Here is a 20,764-nt window from a genome sequence, read left to right on the forward strand (position 1 = left end):
GTCACCTATTTGATGGCCTGTTGAGAGTCGACACGTATCCACGATGAGCCAGGCGGCCCTCGCCCACCGGCCATACACGAACTCGAATCTATTCACCAGCCACTACCTCGATGAACGAATCCACGATCGCGACGAATGGAACTGTGACGACGGCGCTCAGGCAGCGCTGACCGAGTTGCAGGCGCTGTACGATCTGGAAAAAGACCTGGTCGACGGCTACGCCGAAGATCCACTCATCGACAACTGGATCGACGAGGTGCTCGATATTCTCGGCTACGGGACCAACGTCGAAACCACCGTTCCTGACAGGGGTGGGTTCATTGACATTCTCCTCTTCGAAGACACGGGCGCCCGCCGCGACGCCGTTAAAGTCTCCCTCGATACCCACGAATCGAGTGACCGATTCGACCACGGTATCGGTCTCGTCGAAGCCAAACAGTGGGACGCCGACTTCAGCGCCCGCGTTAACGACCAGCGTCCCTACCGGAACGCTTCCCACCAGATCAAACACCACCTCGAACGCACGCCCGAAAATATTCAGTGGGGGATCCTCACGAACGGGCGCAAGTGGCGTCTCTACGGGACCAACGACTACGAGACCCAGACGTACTACGAGGTCGACCTCCCCGAACTCCTCGAGCGCGGCGATCTCAAGGCGTTCAAATACTTCTACACGTTCTTCCGGCCGGCAGCCTTCCACGAACGTGGGGGAACCACGTTCCTCGACGACGTCTGGTCCGAAAGCGAGACCGCCGCCCAGCAGCTCGGCGCAGACTTACAGGACAACGTCTTCACCGCACTGCGCGTCCTCGGGAAGGGCTTTATCGAGACGAACGATCTAGCCCTTGATCCCGACGGCGACGGCCGCAACGAACTCAAAGAACAGTCGCTCGTCTTGCTCTACCGGCTCATATTCTTGCTGTACGCCGAATCTCGCGGGTTGATCCATCCCGAGAATCAGGCGGCCGTCGACGAGTACGAACAGAACTTCAGCCTCGACGCGCTCCGCCTCGAGATTCACGACGAGATCGGCGAGGTCGACGACGGCTTCGACGACGTCTACAGCGAGCACTCGACGACGATGTGGCACCGTCTCGAGAACCTCTTCCGGCTGATCGACGAGGGTGAGGAATCACTGGGCATCCCACCGTACAACGGCGGCCTGTTTAACCAAGAGACACACAGCTTTCTGACCGACCACGAGATCAGCGACCAGTATCTCGCCGAAGTGATCTACCGCGTTTCGACGACCGAGAACGACGACGGGCGGTACGTGCTGGCTGACTATGCGGACCTCGACACGCGCCACCTCGGAAGCGTCTACGAGGGCCTGCTCGAACATCAGTTCCGGATCGCGCCCGAAGAGTACGCCGCCGTCGAGGCTGACGGCGGCCAGGTTTGGCGGCCGGCCACGGAGGTGGCGGTCGCCGACGCGGTTGAGACGGTCGAGGAGGGCGACCTCTACGTCGTCAACGACGAGGGCGAGCGCAAGGCCACAGGCGCGTACTACACGCCCGACTACGTCGTGACGTACATCGTCGAGGAGACGGTCGGGCCCCTCGTCGACGAGATCCGGGCAGATCTCGAAGAGCAGGGCTTCGAGCCGGGATCGTACGAGTACCTCGGGGCGTTCTACCGGCGCGTGACGAACTTGAATGTGCTCGATCCTGCGATGGGCAGCGGCCACTTCCTCACGCGGGCGACGGAATACCTCTCTCGGCAGGTGATGGACGAAGTGCTCGACGTGGAGGAGGCGACTGCCTTCGACGAGCATCACGTACGCCGGGAGATTGCCAAGGAATGCATCTATGGGCTCGATCTCAATGGGATGGCAGTCGAACTCGCGAAGCTCTCGATGTGGCTCGAGACGCTCGCTGCCGACCACCCCCTGGCATTCCTCGATCACCACCTCAAAACGGGGAACTCGCTGGTCGGCTCGGACGTCACCACCGTCCTCGCGAAGGATGCGGAGGCAAACGGCGGCCAACTCACCCTCCAGCAGTCGTCCGCCCACGTCCGCGAACGGACCCCCGATTACGTCATGGACCTGATGCAGGAACTCCTGAAGATCGACAACGAGACGCTCGAGGACGTCAAGTCGATGGAGGAACTCTACGAGGACGTCCGCAGTGACGCGTTCTACCAGCGGCTGTTTGAACTGACGAACGTCCACACCGCCGAGCAGTTCGGTCTCGACGTTCCGGAAGGTGCGTACGAACAGATGGCTCAGGTGATCGACGACGAGACGGCGTGGGCCGAGGTGAGCGAGGAAGACTGGTTTACAACAGCCCAGGCGATGAGCGAGCAGGAGTCCTTTTTCCACTGGGAACTCGAGTTTCCGGAGGTCTTCTTCACTATCGATGGCGAGAAGCTCGAGGACGGTGGGTTCGATGCGGTGATCGGGAACCCACCGTGGGTCATTCTGTCGGATGATCTCCAGCGAGCGTATCTGTGGAGGGAGTACGACTACCAATCTGGACAACCAGATCTGTATCGGTTCTTCATCGAGAAGTGCAGTGATCTTTCCCAATACCGGTATGGGCTGATAACGCCGTCTTCGTGGCTACGTATTCCAGCCGCGACGGCACTTCGCGAGTCACTCATTACCCCACAGCTTCTCGAATCGGTTGCGAAGGTACCATCGGATGCATTCCCTGAGGTTGCGGCGAATATGGTCACGTTTGTCGCCACTCTGACGGAGACTCAAGAGGCAATACGGGTCGATAGTCTCGACGACTCGAACCCGCCGAGTACTGATCACTGGATCAGCTATCCCACCCACATTGCAGACGAGTACCGGATACCCTTAGCGCACGGCGGATCGAGTGAATTGGCTATCGTCGAGAAAATGGGCGACTCCGGTGTGACACTCGGAGACATTGGGACGTCCACCGTCGGATATCAGTTGTACCACACCGATATTCATTCTGCGGACACTATCCAAGACGAAAGTCACCACTCCGATACACCAGTGGACGATGACTTCGTTCCCGAAATCCGGGCCGGGTCACTGTATCGGTTTTACGTCGACCCAGAGCCTGACGGGTATGTTGATCTCTCAGCGGAGTTCTTCAGAATCCCCCCGGAGACGTACCGGGATGGAGACCGCATACTCGTTCGCGAAGTTCCAGGTCCCGACGGAATTGTCTCTGCGCAGACCTCGGACGAACTGCTCTTCCCGAAGTCCGTCATCTCTCTCGTGACGGACTCCTCGGTCTCAACGCGATATCTCACCGCGTTACTGAATAGCAATCTCTTGGCCTTCGAGTTTCTTGTGACTGGCGAGAAGTCATCGCAGGACCTGTTCCCCCGGATTTCGGGATCGGCTCTTCAGAGACTCTCAATCCATGACACGCCAGCGTCTGTGTTCCTTCAGGAACAGACCCCAATCCGAGCAGCATTATCCGATCTCCAGGAGAGAACCGATCTTGACGACGGAATCTGTGATGACCCCATCGAGACAATCTTGGAAGCACTCTCAGCAGTCATGAAGCGGTGTGGGACCGAACGGCAGACGGTAAACTGCTCGCTGCTCGACTATCTCGGCACGTATGCCGACGGTCACTCCCTCTCCGAGGTCGGCCTCGTCCAACCGCCTGAAGGCGCTACCGACTCGAGCCTCACTGAGACGGCAGAAGACCGCGACAATCTCCGTATCGGCGACGTCAAGCTTCTCCGCGAATCGCCTACGAGCGTCGAAATTCGCCTCACTGTCCGCTACAAGCCGGACACCGAGGACGTCCACGAGACCGACCAGTGGGGGTATACCGAGACCGATTTCGAACCTGCGCTTCGCATTTCGGACCTCACCGAGACGGAGGCCGACCTGATCGAGGCGTTCGTCCCGGTGGCCGTCGACGAGGCGGGTGGCTTCGCGAACTTCCGTGAGACCGCCACCACGACGATGTCGCCACTCGACCGCCTCCGGACGCTCACGCTACCCGCCGTAGACGATGTCCGAGACGGGCTCGAAAGCTATCGCAAGACGACAGCCCGTGCGGCGGAACTGGAGACGACAATGGAACGTACCAACGAACTGATCGACCAAATCGTCTACGAGTTGTACGGGCTGACCGACGAGGAAATCGCAATCGTGGAAGAGGCCGTTGGGGACTGAATCGGACCGAGCTCCAGTCGGTAGAGTCGCGTTTGCGGCTGACGTGGCTTCGGGTCAGGTCACAACCACGCTTGCCGGTGACGAGGCGGAAGTGCAGTAGAGGAGAGGACATTATTTTTGGCGCATGTACGCGGGAGTCTCACAGACGAAGTGGTAGTTCGAGCCCGCGACGGACGGAATACTGCGTAGACGTGGCCAAAGCGTGGGTCTTAACCTCGCCGAACACCCAATAACGTCGATGACTGACGGCGACGTCGCGGCGTTTACACACCTCGGAGCGACGGTTCGCGGGGCGCTCTCCGAGCGGGGCTTCTCGACGCCGACGGCGCCACAGCGACTCGCGATCCCGCCGCTGTCGGCGGGCGAGGACACGCTCGTCATTGCCCCCACGGGGAGTGGCAAGACTGAAACTGCGATGCTACCCGTCTTCGACCACCTCGTCGCTGACCCACCGGAGGGGTTCGGCGCCCTCTACATCACGCCGCTTCGGGCGTTAAACCGCGACATGCGCGACCGCTTAGAGTGGTGGGGCGAGTACTTAGATCTCGAGGTCGACGTCCGCCACGGCGACACCAGCCAGTACCAGCGGGGCAAGCAAGCCGAGAACCCACCGGACGTCCTCGTCACGACGCCAGAGACGCTACAAGCGATGCTTACCGGCGAGCGCCTGCGCGAAGCCCTGTCGGACGTCTCCCACGTGGTAATCGACGAGGTCCACGAGCTTGCGGCCTCCAAACGCGGTGCCCAGCTCGCGATCGGCCTCGAGCGACTGCGGGATCTGGCCGACGGTTTCCAGCGAATCGGTCTCTCGGCGACCGTCGGGGATCCCGAGGAGGTGGGCAACTTCCTCACCGGCGGTCGCCCGTGTATCATCCGCGAGATCGACGTGGGGAGCAACGTCGAGGTGGTGGTCCGCGAACCCGAGGTCACGCCGGAGGACGAGGAGCTCTCCGGGACGCTCGTGACCGACGCCGAGACGGCGAGTCACGTCCGGCTGATTCGGGACCTCGTGGAGACCCACGAGTCGACGCTGATATTCGTCAACACGCGCCAGACCGCAGAAGCTCTCGGCTCACGCTTTGGCGAACTCGACCTGCCGATCGGGGTCCACCACGGCTCGCTCTCGAAGGAGGCTCGGATCGACGTCGAGGATCGGTTCAAAGCCGGCGAGCTGGACGCACTCCTCTGTACCTCCTCGATGGAGCTCGGGATCGACGTCGGCCGGATCGACCACGTGATCCAGTACCAGAGCCCGCGGCAGGTCTCGCGGCTGCTCCAGCGGATCGGCCGGGCCGGCCACCGCCGGGACGAGGTCTCGCGCGGAACGATCGTGACCACGCGACCGGACGACACGTTCGAAGCGATCGCGATCGCCCGCCGTGCCCGCGCCGGCGAGGTCGTGCCGGCCGAGATCCACGAAGGGAGCCTCGACGTGGTCGCCAACCAGATTCCAGGACTCATCAAGAGCCGCGGCGCCACGTTCGTCGAGACCGCTTACGAGACGGTGACGCGAGCCTATCCATTCAGAGATCTCGACCCGGAGACGTTCCGCGAGGTGTGCTCGGAGCTTCACCGCAACCGCATCGTCTGGTTCGACGAGGGCGAGGACCGCCTCGAGACGACCGGTGGCACCTGGCAGTACGTCTACGCGAACCTCTCGATGATCCCTGACGAGTCGACCTACCAAGTGAAAGATATCGCCTCGGGGGGCCGGATCGGCACCTTGGACGAGCAGTTCGTCGTCAACTTCGCCGCGCCCGGCGAGATCTTCGTCCAGCGCGGAGAGATGTGGCGCATCGCCGAGATCGACGACGACGACGGCGTCGTGAAGGTCAGCCCCGTCGAAAACCCAGCCGGCGAGATTCCCTCCTGGGTCGGCCAGGAGATCCCCGTTCCCCAGCCGGTCGCCGGCGAGGTCGGCGAGATCCGCGGCGTCACGGAGCCCCAGCTCGACGCCGGGGCCGACGCCGGGGCCGTCGCCCGCGACCTCGCGACCCGCTACCCGGCCGACGAGACGACCCTCGAACGCGCCTGCGAACAACTCGAGCGCCAGGTCGAAGCCGGCGCGCCGATCCCGGCCGCAGACCGACTTCTCCTCGAACGCGAGGGGCGGACCGCCGTGCTCCACGCCCCGTTCGGTCACAAGGCGAACGAGACGCTCGGGCGCGTGCTCTCTGCGCTTCTCGGCCAGCAAAGCGGTTCGAGCGTCGGTCTCGAGGTCGACCCCTACCGCATCGAACTCGAGCTCCCGACCGCGATCGCAACCAGCGACGTACTCGAGGTGCTCGAGACGACCGATCCAGACCACGTCGAGACGATCGTCGAACTCGGGCTCAAGCGCTCTGACGCCCTCGCCTTCCGTCTCTCGCAGGTCTCGACGAAGTTTGGTGCGTTAAAACGCTGGCAGGGGTCGGGTCGCTTCTCCGCCGAGCGACTGCTCGCGGCCTTAGAGGACACCCCAATGTACGACGAGGCGGTCCGCGAGGTGTTCCACGAGGATCTGGACGTCGACGCCGCGGGACGGATCCTCGCAGAGATCCAGTCGGGCGCACTCGAGATCGAGACTGTCCGCGGTCGAACCCCGGTCGGCCGCGGCGGGCGCTCCTCGGGCAAGGAACTGCTCGCACCGGAGAACGCGGACGCGGACGTCATCGAGACGGTCCGCGAGCGGATTCGGAACGATCGGATCATCCTCGCCTGCACCCACTGCAAGGAGTGGACGGCCCGGACGAAGGTCAAACGCGTCCGCGACCAGCCCGAGTGTCCCGACTGCGGCTCGACCCGCATCGCGGCGCTGAATCCGTGGGCCGACGAGGTCGTCGACGCAATTCAGGCCGCCGAGCGCGACGACGAGCAGCGGGAGATGACCGAGCGGGCCTACCGAGCCGCGAGTCTGGTCCAGAGCCACGGCAAGCAGGCGGTGATCGCGATGGCCGCCCGCGGCGTCGGCCCACACAACGCCGCCCAAATCATCAATAAGCTCCGTGAGGACGAAACCGAGTTCTACCGCGACATTTTGGCAAAAGAGCGCCAGTACGCCCGAACGCAGTCGTTCTGGGACTGAGCGTTTTGGCCAGTTCGTACTGAACGGTTGGACAAAGTCGTACTGAACGAGTGGTCGAGATCGTACAGGTGTCGGCTCGCGACCGGACTCACGAGGCTGTGTACATATCAATCCTTTATATTGTGCCTCACGAAGGACGTCCTATGATCGCGGCTTCCTGTGCCTGCTCGACTCACTACTCGTGGATCGGTTCCCCAACGGAGGCGAGTGCCTGACAGATGCGTCTCTCTCACGCCCTCTCGTCGGTCGCCCGCGCGCTTCGATCGCCCGGCGAGATTCTGCCGTTTTACGTACTCGGCATGGCGGTGCCGGTCATCGTACGCACCCTCCCATTTCTCGCCCTCGGCGTCGTCTGGCTCTATCTCGAAGCGTCGGGTCGCCTCGACCGGCTGCGAGAAGAACTCGCCGCACTCGAGACGCAACCGCCGGATCCAGAGGCAGACCCGGACGCGTTTTTCGACTGGACGCAGGACGTGGCTGGCGTCTTCGAGATCGTGTTCACGCCGGGAGTCGTCGGCGTGCTTGCACTCTCGGTGCTCGCTGCCGTCCTCGTCGGCGTGGGCATCTACGCCGTCGTCGCGGCCGGTCAGATCGCAGCCTGTTTCGGGCAGCTTCGGGCCCAGCAGGGCCTGCTCGCCGGCGTCGTCGGTGCGCGCCGGTTCTGGCTTTCGTTTCTCGGACTCCTCTTGCTGGAGCTGTTCCTCTGGATTGCGGTGACTGCCGTCCTCGGGATCGGCGCCGCGATCGTCGCCGGCCTCCTCGTGCTCGCCACCGATTCGGCACTGCTCGCGGCGCCCGTGGTTCTCCTCGCCGCCCTGTTCTGGATCGCCGCCGCGATAGGCATCCGCGCCCTGTTCGCGTTCGCCCCGGTTGCCGTCGTCGTCGACGACAGCGGAGTCTTCGCCTCCCTCTCGGCGAGTTTCCGGTTCATCCGGGCCAACCCGGTCGACGCGCTGTTTTATTACGTCGTCGCGCTGCTCGGGGTCATCGGAGTCGGCGGCCTGCTCTCGGCACTGACATTTCTCGGCGTCGGCAGTCTCGGATCGCTGCTCTCGGCGCTTCTCGTCCTGCCCGCACTTGACCTCCTGAAGACTACCCTCTATGGCGCCCACCGGGGAACGATCGGAGTTCCGCCGGCTCCCGAGTCGCGGCTGCGATCGCAGTTCGTCGGCGGAATTCGTCACGGAGTAGGCGAGATGGTGACGTTCGTGCGTTCCACCCCCGGAATTCACGGCTTCGTCGCCGCCGTCGGGATCGGCACCTTCGTCCTCGGCTGGATCGCCGCAGCGCCGCTGGCCGAGGTCTTCGAGGCGTCGATCGCCCAGCGAATCGAGGACATTATTCCCCCACAGGCCGCCCTCGAATTCTTCGGGAACAACTGGACCGTTGCCCTGACGACTGCCTTCGGCGGTCTCGCCTTCGCGATTCCGGCCGTGGTCTCGATCGCGTTTAACGGGGTCGTCATCGGTGCCACCGCCCGCCTCGAAGTCGAGCCGATCGAGCTGCTCGCGTTCGTCATCCCACACGGGATCTTCGAGATTCCGGCGATCTTCATCGCCGGGGCTGTCGGCGTCTACCTCGGGATCGTCGGCTGGCGCGCCGTCCGCGGACGTGCTGACGCGGCCACACTCGCCGACGCTCTGGGTCGGTCGTTCTGGGTCCTCGTCGGGGTTGGCGTCGTGCTCGCGGTCGCAGGATTTATCGAGGGATTCGTCAGCCCGTACTACTACCAGCCGTTCCTCTGATCGCCTGCGAGGACGCTCCGATGAGGACCGGTGTTCACGACAATATTATTACTATAGCGTGAGCACGGACCGGTATGCCATCGCTTTCGCTCGGCTACGTTGCCGTTCTCGGGCTGTTCGACTCCTGGACCTCGAAGGGGGAGCGCGCCGAGGAGGCCGACGACGAACTCGAGCTCGTGGCGTCGATTCCTGGCTGCGAACTGCGATCGCCGCCGACCGTCTCGACCGTCGCGGAGGTCAACGAACACGCCGAGTCCGGTGAGCCGATTCTCGTCCCGGTCGTCGAGTGTGAGATAGACGCTGACGAGGAGCCGTCGATGGGTGACGTCTTTCGATACGTTGCGGACGTCTGTGACCGGCTTCGACGCGTCTACGCCGACGCACATGTCCGACAGTTCGACGTCCGGTTCGCGTACGGTCCGGATCGGTTCCTCCGCGGTCGGGAGTGTCGACGGGTCACCGTTCCGCCCGAGATGGCCGAGGAGTTGGCCACAGCAGGGTACGACGCCCGTGATCTGGGTGCCGATCTCGAGGCGGCCGACGACGGCGACTCCGTTACGCCGCCGGTCGTCTGGGGCGACTGTGTCTCCTACACCTCAGGAGACGATATGGCTGCCTACAACGCGGCCACCGGCGGTGCGGGAAGCTGGTGACCACCTGGTTCGTCGGCTACTCGACGGAATCATGTCTCGGATCCGAGGCGAAACGGCCAAACCCGTCCCGCTCCAGTCTCGTGTATGAAGTTCGCCCCCGGCGCGTGGCGGTACGCGCTCGTGCCGCTGCTTGCGGCTCCGTTCGCCCTGCTAATCACCGTTCCAGCTGGAGTCGGGCTGGCACTTCTCGGGCTCGCCGTTCTGGCGTTCTTTCGCGATCCGGAACGAACGACACCACCAGCAGGGACGGTTGCACCCGCCGACGGGAACGTCTCCGTCCTTCGAACCGAGGGCGATCGGACCCGGCTCGGCATCTTCATGAACGTCTGGCACGTCCACGTCGTTCGCGCCCCGTTTTCTGGAACCGTCGTCGACGTCGAACACGTTTCGGGTGCGAACAAACCCGCCTTCTCGAAGGACTCGGACCGAAACGAACGCGTCCACGTGACGGTCGACCTCGACGAACCCGGACGCCTGGGACCCGACGTTGCCGACGAGGCAACGGTGACCTTCGTCGCCGGCGCGTTCGCCCGCCGAATTCACCCCTACGTCGAGTCGGGCAACCGACTCGCCCGTGGCGACCGACTCGGTCACATCGCGTTCGGGAGCCGCGTCGACGTGCTCTTTCCGGCTGGCGTCTCGCCTGCGGACGTTGCTGTCGAGCGTGGGGAGGCGACAACCGCCGGCGAGACTGTGGTTCTCCCGAACCAGAGAACACCCGCGAGGTCCGAGTGACGTCCTGTCTCGGAGACAACGTTATTTCCGTTCCGACCCTGAACCCGATGGGAGTTTCCATCGTAACTCCTCGAATCATGACCCAGACCTCTGCTACAGATATCACTGCGGCGTTCGAACACGACCTCACAGATCTCGTCGCGACGGCGTTCGGTCGGGGTGCCGTCGTCGAGGGCGAGTGGCGGGTTGGATTCCCCGTTTCGGGGACGCCCGAGTGGACGGTAACGATCCAAAAACACGAACCAGCCGACGCACCCAAATACGAACCCGAATTCCTCAGCAAATGACCGGTAATGGATCTGTACCATTTCATTTCCAGCCATATTCCGGCACAACAAAGGTTATACTGACGGGGGCCACACGTCCATCTGTACTCCGCTGAAGTCGCAATGTGAGACCCGTCGGTAGCAGCTCGCGTAGGTGCAGTACGGAGGAATAATGAAGCCAGAAGCCCGAAATCCGCAGAATCCCGCGGTCGAGAGTCCGGAAATTACCCCCACGGAACTGTTCGCGACGCTGTCGTCGGATCGACGCCAGTACGCCCTGTCATATCTCGCACAGAAACCGGCTGCAATTCCCCTCGGCGATCTCGCCGAGTACCTCGCGGTGACAGAAAACCGGCGATCGTACGAGTGGTACCAGCGCATCCTCGTCGACTTACACCACCAACACTTGCCGTACTTGGCGGACGTCGGTCTCGTGCGGTACGACGACCAAACGGAACTCGTCGAGCTCGCAGTCGATCGAAGCGTCGTCGACCCGTATCTGCGACTGGCGCGACGCGACCAGTAAGTCGCCTCGACCGGCCGGTGTGACCGATTCCGACTCGAAACACCTTCTGTACACTACTGAGACGAGTACCAACCCATCGAATCCCAGGATACGAGCTACGGTCCTCGCTCTCGGGTCGCGGCGTCGGTCACCGACTCGAACGCTGTCGACCCACACTGACAGCCCTGCGGGCTGCCGATGGGGAGAATCTCTTCGTTTGCGGTCCTCCGCGCTGCAAACACGGAGCCACAGGCCGTACAGGTTGCCATCAGTTTCTCTCCGTTCCCTCCTGCGTTCACACTCCCTGTACTTCCGACACCGCTATAGCCTGCGTGTCACGGTACCGTGACGGTCTCGTCGCCAGTTCAGTCTGGGCGCCGTTGCACTCCAACGTGTCCGGCTGACCGATCAGGAGCCGCTGGGTTCGGTCTCGGCGATCGCGTCCTCGATGTGGCGGTGCTCGATGACGACCTCGTCGGCCTGGTCGTTCGCCACCTTCGGCCCGTGAGCCTCGGCAACCTCCCGGATGGCACGCATCGAGGCGTTTCGAACGATCGCTTCGAGATCCGCACCCGTGTACCCCTCCAGTTCGGCGGCTACCTCCTCAACGTCGACGTCGTCGGCCAGGGGCTTGCCCCGGGCGTGGACCGAGAGAATCTTCGTTCTTGCTTCCCGGTCGGGTTCGGGGACGAGGACGTGCGTGTCGAGTCGGCCCGGTCGGAGCAGTGCCGGATCGAGGTACTCCTTGCGGTTCGTCGCGGCGAGTACCACCAGATTGGGGTTCTCGCGCATTCCGTCGAGTTCGGTGAGCAGCTGTGAGACGACCCGCTCGGTCACCTCGTGACTCTCGCCGCGCGCCCCGGCGATGGCGTCGATCTCGTCGAAGAAGACGATCGAGGGGGCCGCCTGGCGGGCACGCTCGAACACCTTCCGGACCGCCTTCTCGGACTCACCGACGTAGCGATCGATGATTTCGGCGCCGTCGACCCGGACGAAGTTGACGTCGGTCTCGCCGGCCAGCGCCCGCGCGAGCAACGTCTTCCCGGTCCCCGGCGGGCCGTACAGCAGGACGCCGGAGGGCGGTTGGGTGTTCGTCTCCTCGAAGAGCCGGTCGTAGGTCAGCGGCCACTCGACCGACTCCCGGAGGGTCTGTTTTGCGTCCTCGAGTCCGCCGACGTCGTCGAAGTCTGTCGTCGGCGACTCCGCGACGTACTCGCGCATCGCCGAGGGCTCGACGGCCGCAAGCGCCGTGTCGAAGTGGGCTTTCGTCACCCGCGGATCGCGGTTCCACTCCGTACGTTCCTCGGCGTCAGCCGGGCGCTCCCGGATCGCGGCCATCGCCGCCTCGCTGGCCACCGCGTCGAGATCGGCCCCGACGAAGCCGTGCGTTCGCGCTGCGAGCGTCTCGACGCTGACGTCGTCGTCCAGAGGCATTCCGCGGGTGTGAACCTGGAGGATCTCGCGGCGCCCTTCCTCGTCGGGAACACCGATTTGGATTTCGCGATCGAATCGCCCGCCTCGGCGCAGGGCGGGGTCAATCGAGTCGACGCGGTTGGTCGCCCCGATGACGATGACCTCGCCACGAGCGTCGAGTCCGTCCATCAGCGTCAGCAGCTGGCCGACGATCCGGTTCTCGGCGTCGCCGTCGTCGTCGCGGGTACCGGCGATCGAGTCGATCTCGTCGAAGAAGACGATCGCTGGAGCGTTCGCCTCGGCTTCCTCGAAGACCTCGCGCAGTTGCTCTTCGGACTCGCCTTTGTACTTCGACATGATCTCCGGCCCGGAGATCGTCTCGAAGGTAGCGTCAACCTCGTTGGCCACCGCCCGGGCGATCAGCGTCTTCCCGGTGCCGGGCGGACCGTACAGCAGGACCCCGGAAGGCGGTTCGACGCCCATCCGTTGGAAGAGCTCCGGTTCGGAGAGCGGAAGCTCGATCATCTCTCGGACCTGCTCTAACTCCTCGTCCAGCCCACCGATGTCCTCGTAGGTGACTCCCGTCGTGGGCTGTTGATCGCCACTGGCTTCGGGTGGTGACGGTGGGGCAGCCTCTCCCGGGGCGTCAGACGCCTCCGCGTCCGCGTCACCCTGACTGGTTCCCGGCCTGACGAGTCGAATCTCGGTCGAGTTCGTAATTCTGACGTCGCTGCCCGGATCCGTGTCGGTGACGGTAAACGGCTCGGCGGCGACGCCCTCGATTCTGATCTGCTCGCCGGCTTTCACCGGTCGATTGCGAAGCTTCTGGGTCGCGACGCGCTCGGCCAGGCGACACTCCGCCTCCGACAGCGCCGCCGGTGCGGCGAGCGTGACCCGGTTGGCGCCGGGGATCGCCGTCGTATCGACCGCCCGCACGGAGACGGTATCGCCGACGTGGACACCGGCGTTGGCCCGCGTATCGCCGTCGATCTGAATCACGTTCTCGGGGACCGACGGATCCGCCGGCCACAGCTTCGCTACCGTCTCCTCTGCGCCCTCGATGGCGACGGAGTCGCCGCTCAGCACGCCGAGCGTCCGTCGGGCGAGTTCGGGTATGCGCGCGACGCCTCGACCGGCGTCGCGTTTTTCGGCGGCGCGGACTGTCAGGCTCACCGCCGTCTCCGACTGGCTCATACCCTCCGTTCCGTCCCTGCACCCTTGAGAATTTCCGTCCCGGCGCTCAGTCGAGGCGCGCTCGGTGTTCGGCCGCCAGCTCGGCGGCCCGCTCTCTCGTGTGAGCCGTCTCCCAGCGCACCTGCTCGCCGTCGTCGTACGCAAGTGCTGTCTTCAGTTCGTCTCGGAGGACGCCGGAGCCGACACTCTGGACGACTCCCTCACCGTCTCCCAGTTCGTAGACACCGGGCCGGTCCGGTGCCCGAGCGACCGTCTCCCGATCCAGCGCTCGCCACTGCTTTCGGAGCGGCATCACTCCTCACCCGATTCTGCCGCGTCCAGTTCGACCGGCTCCGTCTGGCCTCCGTCACCAGCCACGTCGTCGCTGGCATCGTCCTCGGGAACGATCTCGTAGGCGTGTTCGCTCATCTCGTCTTCCGCGAAGACGAACACCCGGCCCTCGACCGCGTCGTGGTCGACGTCAACTCGGACCGAATACCCCTCCGTCGAGACGGTCACGCCGGGGAACAGCACTTCTTCGTCGTCGCCCTCGAGCAACACGCGACCGACGCCGGTCGACTCCAGAATCTCGTCGTGGGTGTCCCGATCGTTGACGTAGGTCATGACGCCCTCGATCCCGTCCGGATCGGTGACGAGCACGTGGACGTGTTTCCCCGGCGGCGTCGTAATCGCCCCCGAGACCGGGTCGGGCGGGCCGTGGTAGAAGGTGTCCCGTCCGTCGAGATACTCGACGACCACGCCCCCCTCGACGAAGTCGACGCCGACGGTACTGGGTGCGACGTTCGAGCGGAAACTCATACCGGCGTCTTCGACCGGCGCGAGGAAAAGCGGTCGGGTTCGACCGTTCCCTCCCGGAGTTCCCGGCGCGGATCGCCAGCCGTAAGTAGTCGCTCCGAGAGACGTGGGGTATGGACGGCCGCGCTGTCGCCCCTGCCGCCGGAACGGTTCTCAACGCCCTGGCGACGGGCACCGGATCCGCGTTTGCGATCGACCTCGAGACCACGGCTACGGTCGAGTTGACCAACGACGGCGAGATCGAGGCGACGATCGACGGTCAGCCCGACGCCGACACAGCCTTGATCGAGCGATGTGTCGCGCTCACGCTCGCCGAATACGCCGACGACGCCGGTCTCGCCGAGTCGGCGGTCGGCGCCCAGGTGCGAACCGAGAGCGAGGTGCCGATGGCCTCCGGACTCAAGAGTTCGAGCGCGGCGGCCAACGCGACGGTGCTTGCCACCCTCGATGCGCTAGAGTTGGTGGATGCCGTCGAGCGAATCGACGCCTGCCGCCTCGGCGTCCGGGCCGCCCGCGAGGCGGGCGTTACGGTCACCGGTGCATTCGACGACGCGAGCGCGAGCATGCTCGGCGGCGTCACGGTCACTGATAATACAGCTGACGAACTGCTCGCCCGCGAGCCAGTCGACTGGTCGGCGTTAGTCTACACGCCACCGGAGCAATCGTTCAGCGCCGACGCCGACGTCAGCGCTTGCGAGCGGATCGCACCAGTCGCGGCAGTCGTTTCCGAGCTCGCCCTCGCCGGCCGCTACGGCGAGGCGATGACCGTAAACGGGTTTGCCTTCTGTGGCGCACTCGGCTTCTCCACCGAGCCGATGCTCCAGGCGCTGCCCGACGTGACCGGCGTCTCGCTTTCCGGAACCGGGCCGAGCTACGTCGCGGTGGGCGAACGCGAGACGCTCGAGACGGTCCAACAGCGGTGGGATGAGCGCGACGGAACGACACGATTACTGCAGACGCGAACCGACGGGGCACGAACGAGATGACACCAGATACCAACGATTCGACCGGTAGCGAGCGGCGAACGCCCGAGGAGATGGATCTCGACGAGTTACGCGATGAGATCCGCTCGATCGATCGGGAGATCGTCGAACTGATCGCCCAGCGAACCTACGTCGCTGACACGATCGCCGCGGTCAAAGACGAGAAGGATCTGCCGACGACCGACGAGCAACAGGAACAGCAGGTGATGGATCGCGCCGGTACCAACGCCGAGCAGTTCGACGTCGACGCGAATCTGGTGAAAGCGATCTTCCGGCTGCTGATCGAACTGAACAAGGTCGAGCAAAGGGAAAATAGATAAGCACTACACAGGTTTTCGAGGGCGTGTCCCACTTGATCAGCGATCAGAAATTTTCCGGTTGCTGTTGAGTTAGTTCGTATCGAATGATTTGAGCAGTAGACCGATCACCGGGGCCAGCGGACACTACATGTGCGAACTTTTTCTGCGTCGGGTTCGCCGCAGGCGAACCGCTCGCGCAAAAACTTCGATGAAAAAGGCCGCTCGCTCCCGTTGGTCGCTTGCGTGTGCAGCGTTTGTGGCTCGACCGTAGCGATAACGTCTCCACTATACTAGTCGTAGCAGATACTTCAGTCCAGTCCGAGGCTCAGTTTTAATGCTTCGTCCACTGTCTCCATCGTTTCCGTGTCGAGACCTCCAACCACCGAGTGAATCCGCTTTTCCATGGAGACGACACGAATCTGGTCGAGACGGATCGAGGAATCTTTCTCGAAGGGCGACTCTGCTGCTTTGACAAGAACCTCGAACGGATAGCCTCGATACGTCCCAGTCGCAGGGGCAACGATAGTCGTACTGGCGTTTTTATTCCCGACATCGTTCTGAACGACTACTGCAGGACGGGTCTTTTTCATCTCGTGCCCTTCTGCTGGATCAAGGCGAACGATAACGACGTCACCGCGACGAACCTCCGTATCCTCGCTCATTCATCCAGCCCGCTCCACGCTTCGTCCGACGCTTCATCCCACTCGTCCGCAAGTTCTTCCGCGCTCTCAGAAGCCTCGCGATACGCGGCAGCCAGTTCGTCCTCGTCAGGATGATCAGATTCTACGTCGACGACAGCGACGGTTACACGCTTGTTCGCGTACTCCGTCCCGAGATAGATTCGGCCTCGGTCGTCAGTCTCGTTGGTCTGAAGGTCTCGCACATCCACTTTCGTCATGTTACTGGCTAGATTCTACTACCGAATAAGACTTGCCCACTATTACCCACGGCAGATATTTTCGATGGATCCTACCATGGATTTCATCTACTTGAACACGGTCGAGCAGCGTGAGAATAGGTAGTCAATAAGACCGTACGTCGAGGCTGTCGATACGCCCAAAGTGCTTGGTGTTTCTAGTGATAACCGGGTCATCGTTGAGAAGCGCCGTCGCAGCGATAACACAGTCCTCTCGCTCAATCCGTTCGCCGTCATCGATTAGCTCACCCGAGAGTTTTCCGGCTTTTCGCATCACGGTGTGGTCGGCACTCACGACGTGTTTCGTTTCCAGTATCTCGAGAATTCGCTCTCGCTTCGTCTCCGGCGTTTGAGACCGAGCAACGCCTTCGTAGAGTTCCAAAACCGTCACGGAGGACACTTTTTGCGGCCGTGCTTCTTTTTCGACGATATCGAGAAGTCGTTTTGCGTTTTCGTCACCACGTAATAGGTCGATAATGAATGATGTGTCCTGAATCATTCTGACGTCTCGTCGATTACGGCCTCGTCTAACTCCGCCGTAAGACGGTCACTTCGTTCTCTGGATTTCGTTCGTCCCTCCTCGATAGCGGTCTCGAGGTCTGCCGCCTCATCCTCGGAGAGAATTCCTGTAACCTCGTTCCACGATCGTTCTCCAGCAAGGCGCTTGACGGTTTCACTGAAGCTTTCCCCCTCTTTCTTTCGGGCCCTCAACCGCTCGTAGGCTTCCTCGTCGAGTGAAATCGTTTTTGTCGCCATTGTAGTACACAGTACTACATGCACGCTTAAAAATACTGGCGCAAATCCCATCCCGAATTGGCTCGGTGCAACGTAGCGAAAACCGGCAAAGTACACGAAACAGTGTAACGTGAGCTAGAGAGCTGAACAAGGTCGTGCAGCGCGAAAATCGATAGTAGCGGTGGTGACGCCACGGCCTCTTCTCTCACCAAACGAGTGCGTTTAGCAACACCACGAGGATTGCCAGAAAGAGGTGCTCGCCGTCGACGACGAACCCGTAGTACAGCGCCCCCCGGTCGGACGTCGCGAAGGGAATGTACGCGCCGACGTAGGCGTTAAACGCGAGCAAGGCGAGAAATGGCGCCGACAGGAAACCGGCGAGGACGGCCCCGAGAACGACCGCGGCGGCGAAGAGGTTGATCGCCTGCGAGACGCGGCGAGTCGCCGCCGGCCCGTACCTGTTGGGAACCGTCTCGATTCCCCGGGCCAGATCGCCCACCATATCCTTGATGTCGAAGATAGCGGCTGCGACCGTCAGCATGACCGTGACGTAGCTGGCGAAAAACAGGAGTTCTGGATCGGTGAGCACGCCATAGTAGGCACCCACGCCGAGGGGGATCGCGCCCCAGGCGATGCCGACAGTGAGGTTCTTGACGAGAAACGCTCGCTTCAGCCGCAGCCAGGAGTACGCGACCGCGACGAGAAGCGGCAGGGCCAAAAACGGCGTCCAGGGGCGCGCGGCGACGGCTGCGACCCCGACTGCGAGAAGGTATCCGAGGATCCCGAGTGCAAACCAGAACCGGCCGTACCGCCTGGTGAATGCAGCGCGTCCGGGGACGTTTCGCTCGTCTTCTTCGACGTCGGTGAGCCGGTTGACGCTGTAGACGAACAGCGTGACCGCGAAGACGACGAACAGCGGAATCGGATCGATCGGCAGTGAGAGCAACACCATCGTCGTGATCGCGACGCTCGTGGCGCCGGCCGAGATGAAGAGGTTGCTGTGGACGAGAGCCAGTAGAGCACGCTTTAGCACCGACGCCCCTCTCGGGACCGATCGGCGGTGGATATCCACGGTTCGTCTCCTCGCCTGCGGATTGGGACCTGAATTGTTTAACTCTTCTACCGTCGACTCGACCGCCAATGCGTCGATCGGACGAGCAGGCACCACCCCGGCCGCAGGCTATGTCACGACGCTGCCGAGGTGTTTGTCAACTTTTATCGTGTGCAACGCGCTCGCTCGGACGTTTCGACACTACTAATTGCGCAGTTGCGAAAGTACGCGACGAACCCACACATGAAGCTTCACGAGTATCAGGCGAAGCAGGTCTTCGCTGACACGGGGATTCCGACCCCGCCGTCGCAGCTCGCTGACGACGTCGACGGCGTCTTGGCTGCAGCCAACGAGGTCGGATATCCGGTCGCGATCAAGGCGCAGGTACAGGTCGGTGGCCGCGGGAAGGCTGGCGGAATCGAGCTCGTCTCGAACGACGAGGAAGCCCGCGAGGCGGCCGATGCGATCCTCGGGATGGACCTCAAAGGCTACCACGTCGACCGCGTGCTCGTCGAGGGGGCCGTCGACTTTACCAACGAGCTCTACGTCGGGATCACGATGGACCGCGGCGAGGGCAAGCCCGTCGCGATGGTCTCGACGAAAGGCGGTGTCGACATCGAGGCTGTCGCCGAGGAGACGCCCGGCGCGATCGCCCGCGAACACATCGACCCCGCGTTCGGCATGCACCCCTACCAGGCCCGGAAGGCCGTCTACGACGCCGGTGTCGATCCCGCCATCGCGCGAGACGTCTCGAGCGTTCTCACGACGCTCTACCAGCTCTGGGAGAGCCGGGACGCCTCGGACGTCGAGATCAACCCCCTCATGGTCACCGGAGACGACGAGGTCGTCGCCGCAGACGCCGTCATGAACGTCGACGAGGACGCGCTGTTCCGCCAGCCCGAGCTGGCCGAAATGGAAGCCGAGGCCGCAAGCGGCGACGCACTCGAGCAGAAAGCCGACGAGTACGACTTCGACTACGTCCGCCTTTCGGGCGACGTCGGCATCATCGGCAACGGCGCCGGTCTCGTCATGACGACCCTCGACCTCGTCGACTACTACGGCGGCGAGCCCGCGAACTTCTTAGACGTCGGTGGCGGCGCGAAGGCCGACCGCATCGCGAACGCCCTCGACATGGTGTTCTCCGACGACAACGTCGACTCGGTCGTCTTCAACATCTTCGGCGGGATCACCCGCGGCGACGAGGTCGCCAAGGGAATCAACGAGGCACTGGGGCAGTTCGACGAGATTCCCAAGCCGGTCGTCGTCCGACTGGCCGGGACCAACTGGGAAGAAGGGATGGAGATTCTAAACGAAGACCTCGTGACGGTCGAGCAGACCTTGGAGGATGCAGTACAGCGTGCCGTCGCGTACGCTGAGGAGGTGAACGCATGAGCGTACTAGTCGACGACGAGACGCGTGTCGTGGTACAGGGAATCACCGGCGGAGAAGGTAAGTTCCACGCCGAACAGATGATCGAGTACGGAACCAACGTCGTCGCCGGCGCGGTCCCCGGGAAGGGCGGCCAGGAAGCCGCTGGTGTCCCGGTCTACGACACCGTCGACCAGGCCGTCGAGGAGGAAGACGCCGACACGTCCGTCATCTTCGTGCCGCCGGCGTTCGCCGGCGACGCAATCTTCGAGGCCCTCGATACGGACCTCGACCTCGCGGTCGCGATCACCGAGGGCATCCCGACTCAGGACATGGCGCGGGTGAACAAGCGTCTCTCGGAGACCGACACGCGACTCATCGGTCCGAACTGTCCCGGCCTCATCACGCCCGGCGAGGCGAAACTCGGCATCCTCCCCGGAAACATCTTTTCGGAGGGGAACGTCGGCCTCGTCTCCCGATCCGGCACCTTGACCTACCAGGTCGTCGACAATCTCACCAACCGCGGCATTGGCCAGACCACCGCGATCGGCATCGGTGGCGACCCAATCATCGGGACGGACTTCGTCGACGCTCTCGAGCTCTTCGAGAACGACCCCGACACCGACGCCATCGTCATGTGCGGTGAGATCGGCGGCGAGGACGAAGAGGAAGCCGCTGCGTTCATCGACGCGCACGTCGACACGCCCGTTGCCGGCTTCATCGCCGGTCGTACGGCGCCCCCAGGAAAGCGGATGGGTCACGCCGGCGCGATCGTCTCCGGCTCCGGTACGGGGACAGCAGAGAGCAAGATCAACGCACTGAACGACGCCGGCGTTCCCGTCGGTGACACGCCCGAAGAAGTCGCCGACCACGTCGAGTCGTTCCTCGAGTAAGCAGTTCGGTCTCGGTTTTTCTTGCGACCGGC

At 63.2% G+C, this 20,764-nt stretch carries 20 protein-coding genes; 11 read left to right on the plus strand and 9 right to left on the minus strand.

Annotated features, from left to right (window positions below; genetic code table 11):
* Positions 1 to 43: 43 nt before the first annotated feature.
* From OB905_12170 to OB905_12200, 7 genes are all read left to right on the plus strand, one after another.
* Positions 44 to 4,117, plus strand: a complete 4,074-nt coding sequence (locus OB905_12170) for an N-6 DNA methylase (protein MCU4926726.1) — start codon at positions 44 to 46, stop codon at positions 4,115 to 4,117.
* A gap of 238 nt (positions 4,118 to 4,355) precedes the next feature.
* The gene (locus OB905_12175) at positions 4,356 to 7,181 is read left to right on the plus strand and encodes a DEAD/DEAH box helicase (GenBank protein MCU4926727.1); all 2,826 of its coding nucleotides are present in this window, start codon (positions 4,356 to 4,358) and stop codon (positions 7,179 to 7,181) included.
* Between the two features lie 218 nt (positions 7,182 to 7,399).
* Positions 7,400 to 8,926 (plus strand): stage II sporulation protein M, encoded by a 1,527-nt coding sequence (locus OB905_12180; GenBank protein ID MCU4926728.1) that lies wholly within the window; start codon positions 7,400 to 7,402, stop codon positions 8,924 to 8,926.
* A gap of 74 nt (positions 8,927 to 9,000) precedes the next feature.
* Positions 9,001 to 9,579, plus strand: coding sequence for a hypothetical protein (locus tag OB905_12185; protein MCU4926729.1), 579 nt, complete (start codon positions 9,001 to 9,003; stop codon positions 9,577 to 9,579).
* Between the two features lie 84 nt (positions 9,580 to 9,663).
* Positions 9,664 to 10,314 (plus strand): protein sorting system archaetidylserine decarboxylase, encoded by a 651-nt coding sequence (locus tag OB905_12190; GenBank protein ID MCU4926730.1) that lies wholly within the window; start codon positions 9,664 to 9,666, stop codon positions 10,312 to 10,314.
* A 47-nt stretch (positions 10,315 to 10,361) separates the two neighbouring features.
* Positions 10,362 to 10,601, plus strand: a complete 240-nt coding sequence (locus OB905_12195) for a hypothetical protein (GenBank protein MCU4926731.1) — start codon at positions 10,362 to 10,364, stop codon at positions 10,599 to 10,601.
* A 151-nt stretch (positions 10,602 to 10,752) separates the two neighbouring features.
* Positions 10,753 to 11,106, plus strand: a complete 354-nt coding sequence (locus tag OB905_12200) for a hypothetical protein (protein ID MCU4926732.1) — start codon at positions 10,753 to 10,755, stop codon at positions 11,104 to 11,106.
* 95 nt (positions 11,107 to 11,201) lie between these two features.
* Here OB905_12200 and OB905_12205 read toward each other — a convergent pair whose 3' ends face one another.
* From OB905_12205 to OB905_12220, 4 genes are all read right to left on the minus strand, one after another.
* Positions 11,202 to 11,354 carry a hypothetical protein gene (locus OB905_12205; protein MCU4926733.1) on the minus strand — a complete coding sequence of 51 codons (153 nt, stop codon included), beginning with the start codon at positions 11,352 to 11,354 and terminating at the stop codon, positions 11,202 to 11,204.
* Positions 11,355 to 11,493: 139 nt separating this feature from the next.
* Positions 11,494 to 13,692 carry a CDC48 family AAA ATPase gene (locus tag OB905_12210; protein ID MCU4926734.1) on the minus strand — a complete coding sequence of 733 codons (2,199 nt, stop codon included), beginning with the start codon at positions 13,690 to 13,692 and terminating at the stop codon, positions 11,494 to 11,496.
* A 46-nt stretch (positions 13,693 to 13,738) separates the two neighbouring features.
* Positions 13,739 to 13,984 carry a hypothetical protein gene (locus tag OB905_12215; GenBank protein MCU4926735.1) on the minus strand — a complete coding sequence of 82 codons (246 nt, stop codon included), beginning with the start codon at positions 13,982 to 13,984 and terminating at the stop codon, positions 13,739 to 13,741.
* Positions 13,984 to 14,490 carry a DUF5796 family protein gene (locus OB905_12220; GenBank protein MCU4926736.1) on the minus strand — a complete coding sequence of 169 codons (507 nt, stop codon included), beginning with the start codon at positions 14,488 to 14,490 and terminating at the stop codon, positions 13,984 to 13,986. Before OB905_12220 ends, OB905_12215 begins: the two co-directional genes overlap by 1 nt.
* 110 nt (positions 14,491 to 14,600) lie before the next feature.
* Here OB905_12220 and OB905_12225 point away from each other — a divergent pair, with 110 nt between their 5' ends.
* Complete coding sequence (locus OB905_12225) at positions 14,601 to 15,473, plus strand: shikimate kinase (protein ID MCU4926737.1); 873 nt, start codon at positions 14,601 to 14,603, stop codon at positions 15,471 to 15,473.
* Positions 15,470 to 15,790 (plus strand): chorismate mutase, encoded by a 321-nt coding sequence (locus OB905_12230; protein ID MCU4926738.1) that lies wholly within the window; start codon positions 15,470 to 15,472, stop codon positions 15,788 to 15,790. Before OB905_12225 ends, OB905_12230 begins: the two co-directional genes overlap by 4 nt.
* Positions 15,791 to 16,077: 287 nt before the next feature.
* Here OB905_12230 and OB905_12235 read toward each other — a convergent pair whose 3' ends face one another.
* From OB905_12235 to OB905_12255, 5 genes are all read right to left on the minus strand, one after another.
* A complete protein-coding gene (locus OB905_12235) occupies positions 16,078 to 16,431 on the minus strand; it encodes a type II toxin-antitoxin system PemK/MazF family toxin (protein ID MCU4926739.1) in 354 nt (117 codons plus the stop codon).
* The gene (locus OB905_12240; protein MCU4926740.1) at positions 16,428 to 16,667 is read right to left on the minus strand and encodes a hypothetical protein; all 240 of its coding nucleotides are present in this window, start codon (positions 16,665 to 16,667) and stop codon (positions 16,428 to 16,430) included. The genes OB905_12235 and OB905_12240 overlap by 4 nt, the downstream gene beginning before the upstream one ends.
* Before the next feature lie 124 nt (positions 16,668 to 16,791).
* Positions 16,792 to 17,184: a type II toxin-antitoxin system VapC family toxin gene (locus OB905_12245; protein MCU4926741.1), complete on the minus strand. Its 393-nt coding sequence runs from the start codon at positions 17,182 to 17,184 to the stop codon at positions 16,792 to 16,794.
* Complete coding sequence (locus tag OB905_12250) at positions 17,181 to 17,441, minus strand: antitoxin VapB family protein (GenBank protein ID MCU4926742.1); 261 nt, start codon at positions 17,439 to 17,441, stop codon at positions 17,181 to 17,183. Before OB905_12250 ends, OB905_12245 begins: the two co-directional genes overlap by 4 nt.
* Positions 17,442 to 17,625: 184 nt before the next feature.
* Positions 17,626 to 18,492 (minus strand): UbiA family prenyltransferase, encoded by an 867-nt coding sequence (locus OB905_12255; protein ID MCU4926743.1) that lies wholly within the window; start codon positions 18,490 to 18,492, stop codon positions 17,626 to 17,628.
* 222 nt (positions 18,493 to 18,714) lie between these two features.
* Here OB905_12255 and sucC point away from each other — a divergent pair, with 222 nt between their 5' ends.
* A complete protein-coding gene (gene sucC, locus OB905_12260) occupies positions 18,715 to 19,863 on the plus strand; it encodes an ADP-forming succinate--CoA ligase subunit beta (protein ID MCU4926744.1) in 1,149 nt (382 codons plus the stop codon).
* The gene (gene sucD / locus OB905_12265; GenBank protein MCU4926745.1) at positions 19,860 to 20,732 is read left to right on the plus strand and encodes a succinate--CoA ligase subunit alpha; all 873 of its coding nucleotides are present in this window, start codon (positions 19,860 to 19,862) and stop codon (positions 20,730 to 20,732) included. Before sucC ends, sucD begins: the two co-directional genes overlap by 4 nt.
* Positions 20,733 to 20,764: the final 32 nt, after the last annotated feature.

This window comes from Halobacteria archaeon AArc-dxtr1 (assembly GCA_025517425.1).
Classification (GTDB): domain Archaea; phylum Halobacteriota; class Halobacteria; order Halobacteriales; family Natrialbaceae; genus Halostagnicola.

Bases quoted from the DNA above. Each gene is read 5' to 3' on its own strand.
- OB905_12170 (MCU4926726.1), top strand. From the start codon at position 44: ATGAGCCAGGCGGCCCTCGCCCACCGGCCATACACGAACTCGAATCTA.
- OB905_12175 (MCU4926727.1), top strand. From the start codon at position 4,356: ATGACTGACGGCGACGTCGCGGCGTTTACACACCTCGGAGCGACGGTT.
- OB905_12180 (MCU4926728.1), top strand. From the start codon at position 7,400: ATGCGTCTCTCTCACGCCCTCTCGTCGGTCGCCCGCGCGCTTCGATCG.
- OB905_12185 (MCU4926729.1), top strand. From the start codon at position 9,001: ATGCCATCGCTTTCGCTCGGCTACGTTGCCGTTCTCGGGCTGTTCGAC.
- OB905_12190 (MCU4926730.1), top strand. From the start codon at position 9,664: ATGAAGTTCGCCCCCGGCGCGTGGCGGTACGCGCTCGTGCCGCTGCTT.
- OB905_12195 (MCU4926731.1), top strand. From the start codon at position 10,362: ATGGGAGTTTCCATCGTAACTCCTCGAATCATGACCCAGACCTCTGCT.
- OB905_12200 (MCU4926732.1), top strand. From the start codon at position 10,753: ATGAAGCCAGAAGCCCGAAATCCGCAGAATCCCGCGGTCGAGAGTCCG.
- OB905_12205 (MCU4926733.1), bottom strand. From the start codon at position 11,354: ATGGCAACCTGTACGGCCTGTGGCTCCGTGTTTGCAGCGCGGAGGACC.
- OB905_12210 (MCU4926734.1), bottom strand. From the start codon at position 13,692: ATGAGCCAGTCGGAGACGGCGGTGAGCCTGACAGTCCGCGCCGCCGAA.
- OB905_12215 (MCU4926735.1), bottom strand. From the start codon at position 13,984: ATGCCGCTCCGAAAGCAGTGGCGAGCGCTGGATCGGGAGACGGTCGCT.
- OB905_12220 (MCU4926736.1), bottom strand. From the start codon at position 14,490: ATGAGTTTCCGCTCGAACGTCGCACCCAGTACCGTCGGCGTCGACTTC.
- OB905_12225 (MCU4926737.1), top strand. From the start codon at position 14,601: ATGGACGGCCGCGCTGTCGCCCCTGCCGCCGGAACGGTTCTCAACGCC.
- OB905_12230 (MCU4926738.1), top strand. From the start codon at position 15,470: ATGACACCAGATACCAACGATTCGACCGGTAGCGAGCGGCGAACGCCC.
- OB905_12235 (MCU4926739.1), bottom strand. From the start codon at position 16,431: ATGAGCGAGGATACGGAGGTTCGTCGCGGTGACGTCGTTATCGTTCGC.
- OB905_12240 (MCU4926740.1), bottom strand. From the start codon at position 16,667: ATGACGAAAGTGGATGTGCGAGACCTTCAGACCAACGAGACTGACGAC.
- OB905_12245 (MCU4926741.1), bottom strand. From the start codon at position 17,184: ATGATTCAGGACACATCATTCATTATCGACCTATTACGTGGTGACGAA.
- OB905_12250 (MCU4926742.1), bottom strand. From the start codon at position 17,441: ATGGCGACAAAAACGATTTCACTCGACGAGGAAGCCTACGAGCGGTTG.
- sucC (MCU4926744.1), top strand. From the start codon at position 18,715: ATGAAGCTTCACGAGTATCAGGCGAAGCAGGTCTTCGCTGACACGGGG.
- sucD (MCU4926745.1), top strand. From the start codon at position 19,860: ATGAGCGTACTAGTCGACGACGAGACGCGTGTCGTGGTACAGGGAATC.